Genomic DNA, 12,642 nt, shown 5'->3' with positions numbered 1-12,642 from the left:
CGGCCGCGCCGGAGGACGGACCGTGAGCAGACCGCACGACGCCACCGACTCGCCGCTCGACGTGCTGGGGGCCGACAACGCCCCCGCCTTCTCGCTCGCCTTCCTGCGGGCCTCGCCCGACGGAGTGAAGCTGCTGAACCGCGAGGGGCGGGTGACCTTCGTCAGCGACACGGGACTCGCGCTGATGGGCCTCAGCGACCGCCGCGACGTCGTCGGCCGGCAATGGTGGGAGCTGTGGCCCGAGGCGGCGGAGCCCGAGCTGCGCGCCGCGTTCGGGCGGGCGGCGTCGGGCGAGATCGCGCGCCTCAGCGCGGACCGCGACCTGGCCGGCACGTCGCGGACCTGGCAGGTCACGCTCAGCCCGATCGTCAACGCCGACGGCGCGGTGGAGAGCATCCTCGCGGTGACGCGACCCGTCTGAGCCCCTTTGGCGGTTGACAGGGGCGGGGGTCCGGATAAAAGGCGGGCTTCGAGATTCACGAACAGCGCGGGCCCTCCGCCCGCCCTTCCGCCGGAGCGAGACCCATGGCGAAACCGACGACCATCAAGATCCGCCTGAACTCCACCGCGGGGACCGGGCACTTCTACGTGACCAAGAAGAACGCGCGCACGATGACCGAGAAGATGACCGTGCGGAAGTACGACCCGGTCAAGCGCGAGCACGTCGAATACAAGGAAGGCAAGATCAAGTGATCTAGCCTCTCCCGCTTGCGGGATCAGGGCCGCGTCCCCGCCGGGGCGCGGCCCTTTCCGTTTGTCTGGACGTGCCCGGCCGGGCGGCGCAGACTGGGGCGATGACCGGTCCTGCTCCATGACCGCCCGGTCCGCAGAGCGGACCGCCTTCGAGGTCCGGCCGGCGCGGCCGTCCGACCTTGCCCGGCTCGACGCGCTGTTCGCGCGGGCCTATCCGCGGCTGCTGAAGGCCGACTACCCGCCCTCGATCCTCGTCACCGCCGTGCCCCTGCTGGCGCGGGCGCAGCCGCGGCTGCTGGCGTCGGGCACCTACTACGTCGCCGAGACCGGCGAGGGCCGTCTCGTCGCCGCGGGCGGGTGGAGCCGGCGGCGCGACGGACGGGGCGAGGTGCGGCACGTGGTGACGGACGACCGGCTGGTCCGTCAGGGTCTGGGTCGGGCGGTGCTGACGCGGGTGCTGGATGCGGCGGCGCTCTCCGGCATCGACGAGATGCGGTGCCTGTCGACGCGGACGGCGGTGCCGTTCTACGCCTCGTTGGGGTTCGAGGAGGTCGGGCCGGTCGACATGCCGCTTGCGCCCGGGATCACCTTCCCGGCCGTCGCGATGCGGCGGAGGATGTAGCCTACACTCCGGCGACGGGATCGTGGCGCGGCTCCGGCGCCACCGGCGCGAAGAGGATCGCCCCGAACATCACGAGGAACAGCGCGGCCGATTGCATCGACATCTGCGTCAGCCAGCCGAGCGCCTCCTCGGGCGTGCGCGAAAAGTCCGAGCAGAGAAGCACACCGATCGCAGAGGACGCGCCGAAGAGCGAGACGGGAAACGGGCCGATCGGGCCGCCGAGACGGCCCCACAGGCACAGCAGCGCGAGGACGAAGCCGAGCGTCGTGCCCGCCGGCATGCGTTCTCCCAGCCAGGGGAGGGGCGACGCGTACAGGTTGCCCGCGAGGATCGCCGCCACCGCCACGCCGCAGACCCACGCCCACCGCGCCTGACCGAGCCGGGCGAGGATGAGGGCGGGCGCCATCAGCGCGAAGCACAGCGCGGTGGCGAGGCGCATCGACGTCAGCGTCTCGCTGGCCGGCGTGAACCAGTCGGGCCCGGTCCAGAGGATGAGAACGACGACGGTCGCGGCGGCGACGCCGACGGCTCCGATGACGATCTCCGTCGCCCTGGCCAGGTAGCCTGCACGGTGGTCCCGGACCCCCATGGGTTTCCCTTCGAATGCGTGAGAAGCGCTGACAGGAGGCAACGCCGGCTCCGAGTGTAGCACGGTTCGCAGCGCTGCCTACTGCAATCGCGGGCCCGGGGCGCCCTCCGGCCGCCTCCGGACCAAGAAAAAGGGCCGCCCCGGGGGGCGGCCCTGTCGTCCGTCGACGGTGCGCGGGTTACTCGCGGTTGCCGAACAGTTGCAGCAGGAACATGAACATGTTGATGAAGTCGAGGTAGAGGTTCAGGGCCCCCATGATCGCCGACTTGCCCAGCCACTCTGCATCGCCGTGGTGGGCGTGCGCGAGGTACTGGTTCTTGATGTTCTGCGTGTCGTAGGCGGTCAGGCCCGCGAAGATCAGGACGCCGAGCGCCGAGATCGCGAACATGATCGCTTCGGACTGCATGAAGATGTTGACGATCGACGCCACGATCAGGCCGATCACGCCCATGATCAGGAACGATCCCCAGCCGGAGATGTCCTTCTTGGTGACGTAGCCCCACATCGACAGGCCGGCGAAGGCGATCGCGGTGATCAGGAAGACCTGCACGATCGAGTAGCCGGTGAAGACGAGGAAGATGGAGCTGATCGACAGGCCCATCGCCGCGGCGAAGACGTAGAAGAAGGTCTGCGCGCCGGCCGCCGACAGGCGGTTGATCATCGCCGAGAAGGCGAAGACCATGATCAGCGGCAGGAACATGATCAGCCACTTCAGCGGCGAGGCGTAGAGCGCGTAGCCGAAGTCGGTCAGGTACTCGCCGTCGCCGAGCGCGTACTGCGTCGCCTCGGTCGTCACGGCGAGGCCGGACACGGCCCAGGCAGCGAGCGCCGTGATCACCATGCCGATCGACATGGTGCCGTAGACCTTGTTCATGTGAGCCCGCAGGCCCTCGTCGATCCGGGCCGTGCGGACTCCGGCGCCCGCATTGGCCGAGATCCGGTTGAGTTCAGCCATCGAATCCTCCGTTTGATGTTCCCGTCGCGCCGGCGTGACGCGCTTGATCCTGAATATCGTCAAGCGTGCGTGCATTTTCAAGAATTGCGGGTGCGACAACATGCGCCGCGCGATCATTGCGTGGCGGGGACGCCCCGCCGGAACGGGGCGCGGGGGAGGCGGAGGCTGGAACCCTGGCGTCAGGCGCGCCAGCGCGCGGGCACGTCCCACAGCGGGCGGCGCGCCTCGGCGTCGGCTTCGGCGGCGGTCAGGCCGAGATCGGCGAGGCGGTGCGCGTCGAGCTGGCCGAGCGTGCGGCGCTGGCGCCAGACGGCGAACATCTGCAGGGGCGCGCCGGCGAGGGCGAGGCGGCCGGGAAGGAAGGGGCGGGTGCGGGGCAGGGCGGTCATGTCGGTCTCGTCGTGATGAATCATCGGGGTGTCATTTCGATGCTTGATATATGGAGCACCTCCATGCATCTTTGAAATGAATGTTCGACGGTTAATCCATCACGAGGATTGATGTGCCCCGCAATCTCGACCTCACCGCGCTGCGCTCCTTCGCCGCCGTCGCCGAGTCGGGCGGCGTTACCCGCGCCGCGGGCCTCCTCAACCTCACCCAGTCCGCCGTCTCGATGCAGCTGAAGCGGCTGGAGGAGAGCCTCGGCCTGCAGCTCCTCGACCGCACCGGGCGGGGCGTGTCGCTGACCGCCTCGGGCGAGCAGCTCCTCGGCTACGCGCGCCGGATGCTGGCGCTCAACGACGAGGTCTGGGGCCGGCTGACGGCGCAGGACTTCGAGGGCGAGGTCGTCCTCGGGGTGCCCCACGACGTGGTCTATCCGGCGATCCCGCAGGTCCTGCACCGTCTCGCGGCGGAGTTTCCGCGGGTCAAGGTGCATCTCGTGTCGTCCTTCACCCGGCGCCTGCTGACGCAGTTCGAACGGGGCGAGGTGGACGTGATCCTGACGACCGAGGACCGCACGGGCGAGGGCGGCATCCTCCTGGCGCAGCGGCGGCTGATCTGGGTCGGCGCGCCGGGCGGGCAGGCGTGGCGGCAGCGGCCGCTCCGGCTGGCGTTCGAGCATGAATGCATCTTCCGCCAGGGGGTGCAGCGCCGCCTCGACGAGGCGGGGATCCCGTGGGAGATGGCGGTCGACAGCAACTCGTCCCGCACCGTCGAGGCGACGGTGAGCGCGGATCTGGCCGTACACACGATGATTGCGGGGACCGAGCCGCGGCATTTCGAAGCGATCGTCCACGGTGGCGCCTTGCCCGACCTGCGGGAGGTGTTCATCAACCTCTACGCCCGCGCCGACAAGATGCAGCCGGTGATCGGCGCCCTCGTCGACCTCGTCCGGCAGGCCTACGACGTGCCCGCGCTCAGGTCGGCGGCCGAGTAGGGGGCATCGTCACCACGACCTTCCCGGTGGCCCGCCGATCCCTCAGCATGGCGAGGCCCTCGGTCGCCCGCTCCAGCGGCAGGAGGGCGCCGACGAGAGGTTTCAGCCTGCCGTCCAGATACCAGCCGGTCAGGGTGTCGAGGCTGCCGTTCAGCACGTCCGGCGCGAAGGCGGCGTAGGCGCCCCACCAGACGCCGACGACGTCGACGTTCTTCACCAGCAGGTGGTTCGCCCGGACCTCCGTCACCTCGCCTGAGGCGAAGCCGATCACCACGTGCCGCCCCTCGGGGCGGAGCGCGCCCGCCGCCGCACGCGCCTGGGCGCCCCCGACCGGGTCGTACAGGACGTCGATCCCGCCGAGCGCCTTCAGGTCGGCCCTGAGATCCGCCGTCTCGGAATCGAGCGCGATCTCGGCGCCGGCCTCCAGCGCCGTCTGGCGCCGCGCCGCGCCGCGCGCCACGGCGATGACCCGGGCGCCGAGGGCACGGCCGATCTCCACGGCAGCCAGGCCCGCGCCGCCCGACGCGCCGAGCACCGCCAGCGTCTCGCCCGCCGCAAGCCGGCCGCGCCGCGCCAGCGCGAGGTGTGACGTGCCGAAGGCGACCTGGAACCCGGCTGCGACCTCGTCCGGCATCCCGTCCGGAATCGGTCGGCAGGCGGCGGCGGGGAAGCATCCGAACTCGGCCAGCCCGCCCGATCCGGCGTAGATTGCGACGCGGGTGCCGGGTGGCGGGCCATCGGTCCCGGGGCCGAGGGTCAGCACCTCGCCCGCGACCTCGAGACCGAGGGTGAAGGGCGGCTCGGGCGTCTGCTGGTAGCGGCCGTCGGCCATCAGGAGGTCGGCGAAGTTCAGGCCGCAGGCGGCGATCCGGACCAGCGCCTGCCCCTGCGCGGGCACCGGCTCCGCCACGTCGCGCAACCTTGGCGAGTCGCCGAACCTTGATACTCTGACTGCCTGCACGTTCCCGCTCTCCCGAATGGTTCCCTGGGGCAACCGCGTCATCGGCCGAACAGGGCTGCCATTGTTCGGTCCCGTACAGCTCTACCTGCCCAAAAGGTCAGGGTGACAAATGCAACCAGTACGTGTTTCGTCTCATCTTGTCCGGACCTGCTCTCCGGGCCGTGAGCCGCCCGCCGGGGACCGGCGCCGGCCGGGGCGGGAACGTAGTTGATCAGAGCTGAAGGTATTGAAAATGAAGCATCCAGTCGACGTCCATGTAGGCAAGCGCATCCGCCATCGCAGGTGGATGACCGGAACGACCCAGCAGCAGCTTGCCGAGAGCGTCGGGATCAAGTTCCAGCAGATCCAGAAGTACGAGACCGGCATGAACCGCGTCAGCGCCTCCCGCCTGTGGGACATCGCGCGCGCCCTGGGCGTGTCGATCTCGTTCTTCTTCGACGGCATCGACGAGGTCCGCCAGAGCCCGGCCGAGGGCATGCCCGGCGACCTGATGGGCGACCGCGAGGCGCTGGAGCTTCTGCGCTCGTACTACGCGATCCCCGAGAACCAGCGCCGCCGGCTGTTCGAACTGGCGCGCGTCCTCAGCGAAGCGGCCTGAGGCGTCCACGCTCGCTTGACCCCTCCTGCCCGCCCGGCGATACCCGCGGCGGGTGACGGAGGCGGGATCATGGCGAACGGCAGCACGGACCTCGACCCCGCGACGCGCGCCGATCTCGTGGATGTGGCCCGCCAGCTGGCCGACGTCGCGAGGCCCGAGACGCTCCGACATTTCCGCAGCGCCGCGCTGGCCGTCGACGACAAGGGGGACGGCCGCTTCGATCCGGTGACCGAGGCCGACCGCGCCGCCGAGCGCGCGATGCGCGAAGTCCTCGCCGCGCGCCGCCCCGACGACGGCATCCTGGGCGAGGAGTTCGGCCGCACGGAAGGGACCAGCGGGATCGACTGGATCCTCGATCCGATCGACGGCACCCGCGGCTACATGAGCGGCACCCCGACCTGGGGCGTCCTCATCGCCGCCGCGACGGGCGGTCGTCCCGTCCTCGGCATCATCGACCAGCCCTTCATCGGCGAGCGGTTCCTCGGCGGCCTCGGCCATGCCGAGTGCACCGGGCCGCAGGGCGCGGCGCCGCTGCGCTGCCGCGCGGCGCGGCCGCTGGCCGAGGCGACGCTCTTCACCACCTTCCCCGAGGTCGGCACGCCGGACGAGAGGCGGGGCTTCGAGGCGGTCGCGCGGCAGGCCCGGCTCGTCCGCTACGGCATGGACTGCTACGCCTACGCGCTGGTGGCGGCGGGGCAGGTGGACCTCGTGATCGAGGCCGGCCTCGCCCCCTACGACATCGCCGGCCCCCTCGCCGTGGTCGAGGCGGCCGGTGGGATCGTCACCGACTGGCAGGGCGGCGACGCCAGCGGCGGCGGCCGCGTGATCGCTGCGGCGAACAGGGAGGTTCACGCCGAGGCGCTGGCGCTTCTTTCCGGGATGTCCTGACCGATCGGCCGCGGGATCGTCGCGGATCGTCTGTTAGGCGTCGGCGCGGCGATGGTTGCCCGACGGCGGATCGGACGGTGGGCGGACGACGGCAAGACCGCCGAAAGCAACGTCGGCTGCGGCGATCGCCGGCTGGACGCCCTCGCCGCCGCGCCGCGCGGCATGCCGACGTTCCGGCCGCCGGGCGCGGGGCAGACCGGGTCGGGGCGACTTGGGAATTGACCCAGGGGCACTTCGTGCTGAACCCTCGTGTCGGGAACGAGTGACAGGGGAATCAGCATGAAGATGACGATGATCGGCGCCGCGCTGTCGGTGGCGCTGCTGGGCGGGTGCGTGACGATCGGCACCACGGGCGGCACCGGCGGGCAGGCGACCGCCACGCCGGTGGCGGAGGAGAGCGTCGTGGTGCGGCCCGCATCCGCCGCGTTCGTCCAGCAGTCGGAGGCGACCTTCAACGCCATCCGCGCCGCGTCGGGCCTGGGGCCGGTGCGGTTCGACCCCGCGCCCGCCGCCGCGGCGGAGGTCCATGCCCGCGACATGGCGGTGAACGGTTTCCGCGGTCACACCGGATCGGACGGCTCGTCGTTCCTGGCGCGGGCGCGGCGCGCCGGCGGGTCCTGCGCCGTCGCCGAGAACATCACGTGGGGCAGTTCCGACGTGTCCGGCGCGTTCAACTGGTGGCAGAACTCGCCCCAGCATGCTTCGGCGATGGCGCGGCGGGACGTCGCCGCCTTCGGCCTGGCCGAGGTGAACCGGATCTGGGTCCTCGTGATGGCGCGCTGCTGAGCCTCAGCCGTGGCGCCGGCCGGCAATCCAGACATCCCGCACCGCGCGGTCGTCGCCCATCATGATCGTCGGGAACAGCTGGTCCCAGACGCTTTCGGCCCGGTCCGTCCGTTGGGCGATGGCGGGCGTGGAGGCGAGGTCGAGGACGACGAGATCGGCGGCCGCGCCGGCGCCCAGGCGGCCGATCTCGCCGGCCATGTGCAGCGCGGCGGCGGATCCCTCGGTCGCGAGCCACATCAGCTCAGCCGGGTGGAGCGGGCGGCCCCGCAGCTGGCCGATCTCGTAGGCCGCCGCCATCGTCCGTAGCATCGAGAAGGACGAGCCGCCTCCGGTGTCGGTGGCGAGGCCGACGCGCATCCGCCCGGCGAGGCGGATGTCGAACAGGCCCGAGCCGATGAAGGTGTTGGAGGTCGGGCAATGGACCACGGCCGCGCCGACCTCGGTCAGCCGGTCGATCTCGCGCGGCTCCAGATAGATCGCGTGGCCGTAGAGGCCGCGGGGGCCGAGCAGGCCGTGGGATTCGTAGGTGTCGAGGTAGTCGCGGGCGCCCGGATAGAGGCTGCGGACCCACGCGATCTCGTCCAGCTGCTCGCTGAGGTGGGTCTGCATCAGGCAGTCCGGATGCTCGGCCCAGAGCGCGCCGAGCGCGTCCAGCTGCTCCGGCGTCGAGGTGGGCGAGAAGCGGGGGGTGATGGCGTAGGTCGCGCGGCCTGTCCCGTGCCAGCGCGCGATCAGCGCCTTGCTCTCGTCGTAGGCGGCCTGCGCGGTGTCGCGCAGCCCCTCGGGCGCGGTGTCGCGATCCATGCAGGTCCGGCCGGCGACGACGGCCATCCCCCGCGCTCCGGCCGCCTCGAACAAGCTGTCGGCGGAGTGGGCGTGGATGGTGCAGAAGCTCGCCACCGTCGTGGTGCCGTGGGCGAGGGCGAGGTCAAGGGTGCGTCCCGCGATCTCGGCCGCGCAGGCGGGATCGGCGAGGCGCATCTCCTCGGGGAAGGTGTAGGTGTTCAGCCAGTCGATCAGGCGCTTGCCCCAGGACGCGATGATGCCGGTCTGGGGGTAATGCATGTGCGCATCGACGAAGCCGGCGGAGATGAGGGCGTCGCCGTAGTCGGTCACCTCCGCCTCGCGGTGCCGGGCGCGCAGGTCTTCGGCCGCGCCGACCACCGCGATCCGGCCGCCCTCGACCAGGACGGCGCCGCGCCGCTCGTGCCGGGTGACCGCCTCCCACCCCTCGGCGAAGGGGTCGCCGGTGAAGGAGAGGGTCTGGCCGAGAAGGAGGTGCGTGGTCATGGGCGCGAGGGTAGGGGGGCCCTTGGTGAGGGGCAATGGGCGGCGGGGGACAGTCGTGGGTACGGCGCGGGGCCCCGGCTCGGGGCCGGGCGGTCTTGAGGAGCAACGTTCCGTGTTCCGCCCCCGCCCGGAATCAGCCGCGTAAGCGGCCCGGGCAGCGTCTGGCCGCCCCCCGGCCAGACGCTTCCTCGCCACCTGCGAGACATTCGAAGTCGTCCCGGGGTGGCGGGATAAAGTGCATCCAGTGCTACGTCGGAGCGTCTGACCGCGGCCAGACCCTGCCCTCCGTAACGCCTGAGGTACCCTCACCGGGGACGGGTGCGCTCAATGGTGGCCGCCGCCTTGTGGCCCGCCCCCCGCACGCTATGGTCCGCGCGGGTTAGCGCGACAGACGGGAGCCGCGCCAGATGAGCGATCCGCAGACCGACCGCACCGAGATTGCCGGGGACGACGAAGCGGGCGATTTCGCGCTGCCGCAGCGGCTGTTCGACGACGTGCTCGACGCCGTCGAGGCGGGCGACGCCGCGGCGCTGGAGGCGCTGCTGGAGCCGTTGCACCCGGCCGACATCGCCGACCTGCTAGAGCAGATCGACGGCCGCGACCGGCGGGCGCTGCTGACGCTGTGGCCGGGGGTCATGGACGGGGAGATCCTGTCCGAGCTCGACGACAACCTGCGCGAGGAGGTGATCGCGACGCTCGCCCCGGCGCAGCTGGCCGAGGCGATCTCGGAACTCGAGACCGACGACGTCGTCGACTTCATCGAGGATCTGGAGCCGGAGCGGCAGGCCGAGATCCTGGCCGGCCTCGATGCCGCCGATCGCGTCGCGGTCGAGAAGGCGCTGGCCTACCCGGACTATTCCGCCGGCCGCCTGATGCAGGTGGAGCTGGTCCGCGCCCCCGAGGACTGGACCGTCGGGCAGACCATCGACTACCTGCGCGCCGCCGAGACCGAGCTGCCCGAGCAGTTCTACCACATCGTCCTCGTCGATCCGCGGATGAAGCCCCAGGGCTACGTCCAGCTCGGCCGCCTCCTCGCCTCGCGGCGGGACGTCCGGCTGTCGGACATCACCGAGGACAGCTTCCGAACCTTCCATGTCGAGGACGAGCAGGGCGCCGTCGCCTACGCCTTCAACCAGTATCACCTGATCTCGGCGCCGGTGGTGGACGACGACGACCGCCTCGTCGGCGTCATCACCATCGACGATGCGATGGAGGTTCTGGACGACGAGCACGAGGAGGACATCCTGCAGCTCGCCGGCGTCGGCTCGGAGTCCGAACTGTCCGACAGCGTGCGCGAGACGATGCGGCAGCGCCTGCCGTGGCTGGCGGTGAACCTCGTCACCGCGATCCTGGCGTCGGTCGTGATCGGGCTCTTCGAGGAGACGCTGGTGCGGATCGTGGCATTGGCGGTGCTGATGCCGATCGTGGCGTCGATGGGCGGCAACGCAGGCACCCAGTCGCTGACCGTGGCGGTGCGGGCGCTGGCGACGCGGGACCTCGGCTCGTCGAACTCGTGGCGGGTGATCCGGCGGGAGGCGGTGGTAGGGCTGATGAACGGCGCTGTTCTGGGACTGGCGATGGCGGTGGTGACGATGGTCTGGTTCGGCTCGCCGCTGATCGGCGGAGTGATCGCGGTGGCGATGATGCTGACCCTCTTCGCCGCGGCGGTGGGCGGCATCCTGATCCCGATCGCGCTGGAGCGGATGGGCGTCGATCCGGCCATCGCCTCGGGGCCGTTCGTGACGACGGTGACGGACGTGGTCGGCTTCTTCGCCTTCCTCGGCATCGCCTCGATGGTGCTGGCATGAGCGCGACGAAGGAAGAGAAGGACGCGCTGCGCAAGGCCGCCTTCGTCGCCCGCAAGGCGGCGTTCGCGGCGGCCGGGCCGGGGCAGGCGGATCGCCTGTCCGAGGTGCTGGCGGATCACCGCGGCGTGCCGCTGTCCGGCTACATGCGCATCCGGACCGAGATCGACCCCACGCCGGCGATGGCCGAGGCCGCGGCCCACGGCCCGGTCGGCGTGCCGGTGATCGAGGGGCCGGGCCGTCCGCTGAAGTTCCGCCTCTGGACGCCGGACGCCGAGACCGAGGAGGGCACCTTTGGCGCCCATGTGCCCGCGGCGGGCGACTGGGTGGTGCCGCAGGTCCTGATCGTGCCGCTGCTGGCGTTCGACAGGCGCGGCTACCGCATGGGCTACGGCGGCGGCTTCTACGACCGGACGCTGGCGGGGCTGCGCGCCGGCGGGCCGGTGCTGGCGATCGGCTTCGCCTTCGCCGCGCAGGAGGTGGCGGCGGTGCCGATCGACGCCACGGACGAGCGGCTGGACCTGATCGTGACGGAAGCCGGGGTGATCGAGCCGCGGTGAGGGCGGGGCGTCGCGACTCCGCCCGGCGGAGGGCGCGGGTGGGTCCGGGTGCCGACATCCGCCTTGTTAATCGTGGTATCGGACCACGACCCGAGCGACACCGGCGCGCCGACATTGCGCCGGCGCAAACCGCATCAAGCTCCGGTTCCCGATCGTCCCGGCCCTGAGTCGGGACCTCGATGGAACCGGGCGCCCGATCGGCGCGAGGTCCCGGGTCGGGCCCGGGACGGGTCTTCCCGGCGGCCCCGGTGCTCCCCGGGGTCGGGCCCCGGGCCCCCGTGTCGCCCCCTCAGCTCGCTTCGGCGTAGGCGTCCATCACCGAATCGTCGGCCTCGAAGTTCGTGGTGACCGACTGGACGTCGTCGTCGTCCTCGAGCGTCTCGACAAGCTTCATCAGCTTGGTCAGCGTGTCGAGGTCGACGGGCGCCGTGGTCTGCGGCTTCCACACCAGCTTGGTCGTCTCGCTCTCGCCCAGCTCTTCCTCGAGCTTGGCCGAGACCTCGGCGAGGTCGGTGTCGGCGCACCAGATCACGTGGGCCTCGCCGTCGCTCTCGACGTCCTCGGCGCGGGCCTCGATGGCGGCCATCATCACCGTGTCGGGGTCGGCGACGGAGGCGGGGTAGACGACCTGCCCCTTGCGGTCGAACATAAACCCGACGGAGCCGGTCTCGCCGAGGTTGCCGCCGTTCTTGGCGAAGGTGGAGCGCACGTTCGACGCGGTGCGGTTGCGGTTGTCGGTCATCGCCTCGACGATGATCGCGACGCCGTTCGGGCCGTAGCCCTCGTAGCGGATCTCCTCGTAGGCGTCGTCGTCGCCGCCCTGGCTCTTCTTGATCGCGCGGTCGATCACGTCCTTGGGCATCGACTGGCTCTTCGCCTCCTTCACCGCGAGGCGCAGGCGCGAGTTCTTGTCGGGATCGGGGTCGCCCATCTTGGCCGCCACGGTGATTTCCTTGGCGAGCTTGGAGAAGAGCTTGGAGCGCGCGGCGTCCTGACGCCCCTTGCGATGCTGGATGTTCGCCCACTTGGAATGGCCGGCCATGGGACCCTCGACGGATGTGCTGCTTTGGTCGCGCTCTATAGGGCAGCGGCGGTGCGGGGGGCAAGGGCGGGCGGTGGGGGCGGGGAGGCCAGTCCGTGACCGGCCGCGGAGGCAGGTTTACGGCCGCGACCGGAAAAACCCGCCCCGGGCCTGACCCGGGGCCTCGCGCGGTTCGGTCGCGCCCGCCAATCCAGGCCCCTGTCTAACGAAATCATGTCAATGTGCTGGTGGCGGACGGCATCCCGTGAGGTCCCAGGGCTTGGAGCCCGCGAGCCGGCGCGGGAGCCGTCCGCCTTTGGATCGTCAACCTGAACAGTTGCTTGGGGCTGCGTGACCAGACCCCGCACCGACAGGGACAGGAGAAGATCATGACAGAAGAGTGCATCGGCGTCGACGTCTCGAAGCGGTGGATCGACGTGCATCATCCGCAGACCGGACCGGCCCGTCTGGCCACCGAGCCCAAGGTCCTTCGCTC

Annotated in this window: 15 protein-coding genes; 9 read left to right on the top strand and 6 right to left on the bottom strand. The window is 71.1% G+C overall.

Annotated features, from left to right (window positions below; genetic code table 11):
* Positions 1-22: 22 nt before the first annotated feature.
* The 3 genes from A37W_RS0104245 to A37W_RS0104235 all read left to right on the top strand — a co-directional run bounded on the left by A37W_RS0104245 (position 23) and on the right by A37W_RS0104235 (position 1,315).
* Positions 23-421, top strand: coding sequence for a PAS domain-containing protein (locus A37W_RS0104245; RefSeq protein ID WP_018301780.1), 399 nt, complete (start codon positions 23-25; stop codon positions 419-421).
* A gap of 104 nt (positions 422-525) precedes the next feature.
* Positions 526-693, top strand: a complete 168-nt coding sequence (gene rpmG, locus A37W_RS0104240; RefSeq protein WP_018301779.1) for a 50S ribosomal protein L33 — start codon at positions 526-528, stop codon at positions 691-693.
* Positions 694-811: 118 nt separating this feature from the next.
* On the top strand, positions 812-1,315 hold the full coding sequence (locus A37W_RS0104235) for a GNAT family N-acetyltransferase (protein ID WP_018301778.1): 504 nt from the start codon (positions 812-814) through the stop codon (positions 1,313-1,315).
* Position 1,316: 1 nt separating this feature from the next.
* On the opposite strand, the gene A37W_RS0104230 is transcribed toward A37W_RS0104235, so the two are convergent.
* The 3 genes from A37W_RS0104230 to A37W_RS0104220 form a co-directional block, all read right to left on the bottom strand.
* A complete protein-coding gene (locus A37W_RS0104230) occupies positions 1,317-1,904 on the bottom strand; it encodes a hypothetical protein (RefSeq protein ID WP_018301777.1) in 588 nt (195 codons plus the stop codon).
* A 178-nt stretch (positions 1,905-2,082) separates the two neighbouring features.
* On the bottom strand, positions 2,083-2,859 hold the full coding sequence (locus tag A37W_RS0104225; protein WP_018301776.1) for a Bax inhibitor-1/YccA family protein: 777 nt from the start codon (positions 2,857-2,859) through the stop codon (positions 2,083-2,085).
* 179 nt (positions 2,860-3,038) lie between these two features.
* On the bottom strand, positions 3,039-3,272 hold the full coding sequence (locus tag A37W_RS0104220; RefSeq protein ID WP_018301775.1) for a YjiS-like domain-containing protein: 234 nt from the start codon (positions 3,270-3,272) through the stop codon (positions 3,039-3,041).
* Between the two features lie 89 nt (positions 3,273-3,361).
* Between A37W_RS0104220 and A37W_RS0104215 the strand changes: the two genes are divergently transcribed.
* Entirely contained in the window at positions 3,362-4,237 is an 876-nt protein-coding gene (locus A37W_RS0104215) for a LysR family transcriptional regulator (RefSeq protein ID WP_018301774.1), read from the top strand.
* Here the strand turns inward: A37W_RS0104215 and A37W_RS20940 are convergent.
* Entirely contained in the window at positions 4,218-5,147 is a 930-nt protein-coding gene (locus A37W_RS20940; RefSeq protein WP_018301773.1) for an NADPH:quinone oxidoreductase family protein, read from the bottom strand. The genes A37W_RS0104215 and A37W_RS20940 overlap by 20 nt on opposite strands.
* Positions 5,148-5,430: 283 nt before the next feature.
* On the opposite strand from A37W_RS20940, the gene A37W_RS0104205 reads away from it, so the two are divergent.
* The 3 genes from A37W_RS0104205 to A37W_RS22695 all read left to right on the top strand — a co-directional run bounded on the left by A37W_RS0104205 (position 5,431) and on the right by A37W_RS22695 (position 7,470).
* On the top strand, positions 5,431-5,796 hold the full coding sequence (locus tag A37W_RS0104205; protein WP_018301772.1) for a helix-turn-helix domain-containing protein: 366 nt from the start codon (positions 5,431-5,433) through the stop codon (positions 5,794-5,796).
* Between the two features lie 69 nt (positions 5,797-5,865).
* Entirely contained in the window at positions 5,866-6,684 is an 819-nt protein-coding gene (gene hisN / locus A37W_RS0104200; protein ID WP_018301771.1) for a histidinol-phosphatase, read from the top strand.
* A gap of 279 nt (positions 6,685-6,963) precedes the next feature.
* Complete coding sequence (locus A37W_RS22695) at positions 6,964-7,470, top strand: CAP domain-containing protein (protein WP_018301769.1); 507 nt, start codon at positions 6,964-6,966, stop codon at positions 7,468-7,470.
* Positions 7,471-7,473: 3 nt separating this feature from the next.
* On the opposite strand, the gene guaD is transcribed toward A37W_RS22695, so the two are convergent.
* Positions 7,474-8,760, bottom strand: a complete 1,287-nt coding sequence (guaD, locus tag A37W_RS0104185; protein WP_018301768.1) for a guanine deaminase — start codon at positions 8,758-8,760, stop codon at positions 7,474-7,476.
* Between the two features lie 407 nt (positions 8,761-9,167).
* Between guaD and mgtE the strand changes: the two genes are divergently transcribed.
* Both mgtE and A37W_RS0104175 read left to right on the top strand, forming a co-directional pair.
* The gene (mgtE, locus tag A37W_RS0104180) at positions 9,168-10,568 is read left to right on the top strand and encodes a magnesium transporter (RefSeq protein ID WP_018301767.1); all 1,401 of its coding nucleotides are present in this window, start codon (positions 9,168-9,170) and stop codon (positions 10,566-10,568) included.
* Entirely contained in the window at positions 10,565-11,125 is a 561-nt protein-coding gene (locus tag A37W_RS0104175; protein WP_018301766.1) for a 5-formyltetrahydrofolate cyclo-ligase, read from the top strand. Before mgtE ends, A37W_RS0104175 begins: the two co-directional genes overlap by 4 nt.
* A 289-nt stretch (positions 11,126-11,414) precedes the next feature.
* On the opposite strand, the gene A37W_RS0104170 is transcribed toward A37W_RS0104175, so the two are convergent.
* Positions 11,415-12,167 (bottom strand): YebC/PmpR family DNA-binding transcriptional regulator, encoded by a 753-nt coding sequence (locus A37W_RS0104170; RefSeq protein WP_018301765.1) that lies wholly within the window; start codon positions 12,165-12,167, stop codon positions 11,415-11,417.
* Between the last annotated feature and the right edge of the window lie 475 nt (positions 12,168-12,642).

This window comes from Wenxinia marina DSM 24838, from assembly GCF_000379485.1.
Classification (GTDB): domain Bacteria; phylum Pseudomonadota; class Alphaproteobacteria; order Rhodobacterales; family Rhodobacteraceae; genus Wenxinia; species Wenxinia marina.
Note: the sequence above shows the minus strand (reverse complement) of the source record. Positions and strands in the feature narration are given on the sequence as shown.

Excerpts from the sequence above, each read along its gene's own strand:
- A37W_RS0104175 (WP_018301766.1), top strand. The coding sequence starts at position 10,565 with ATGAGCGCGACGAAGGAAGAGAAGGACGCGCTGCGCAAGGCCGCCTTC.
- hisN (WP_018301771.1), top strand. The coding sequence starts at position 5,866 with ATGGCGAACGGCAGCACGGACCTCGACCCCGCGACGCGCGCCGATCTC.
- A37W_RS0104170 (WP_018301765.1), bottom strand. The coding sequence starts at position 12,167 with ATGGCCGGCCATTCCAAGTGGGCGAACATCCAGCATCGCAAGGGGCGT.
- guaD (WP_018301768.1), bottom strand. The coding sequence starts at position 8,760 with ATGACCACGCACCTCCTTCTCGGCCAGACCCTCTCCTTCACCGGCGAC.
- A37W_RS0104205 (WP_018301772.1), top strand. The coding sequence starts at position 5,431 with ATGAAGCATCCAGTCGACGTCCATGTAGGCAAGCGCATCCGCCATCGC.
- A37W_RS0104225 (WP_018301776.1), bottom strand. The coding sequence starts at position 2,859 with ATGGCTGAACTCAACCGGATCTCGGCCAATGCGGGCGCCGGAGTCCGC.
- A37W_RS0104235 (WP_018301778.1), top strand. The coding sequence starts at position 812 with ATGACCGCCCGGTCCGCAGAGCGGACCGCCTTCGAGGTCCGGCCGGCG.
- A37W_RS0104230 (WP_018301777.1), bottom strand. The coding sequence starts at position 1,904 with ATGGGGGTCCGGGACCACCGTGCAGGCTACCTGGCCAGGGCGACGGAG.
- A37W_RS0104220 (WP_018301775.1), bottom strand. The coding sequence starts at position 3,272 with ATGATTCATCACGACGAGACCGACATGACCGCCCTGCCCCGCACCCGC.
- A37W_RS22695 (WP_018301769.1), top strand. The coding sequence starts at position 6,964 with ATGAAGATGACGATGATCGGCGCCGCGCTGTCGGTGGCGCTGCTGGGC.
- mgtE (WP_018301767.1), top strand. The coding sequence starts at position 9,168 with ATGAGCGATCCGCAGACCGACCGCACCGAGATTGCCGGGGACGACGAA.
- rpmG (WP_018301779.1), top strand. The coding sequence starts at position 526 with ATGGCGAAACCGACGACCATCAAGATCCGCCTGAACTCCACCGCGGGG.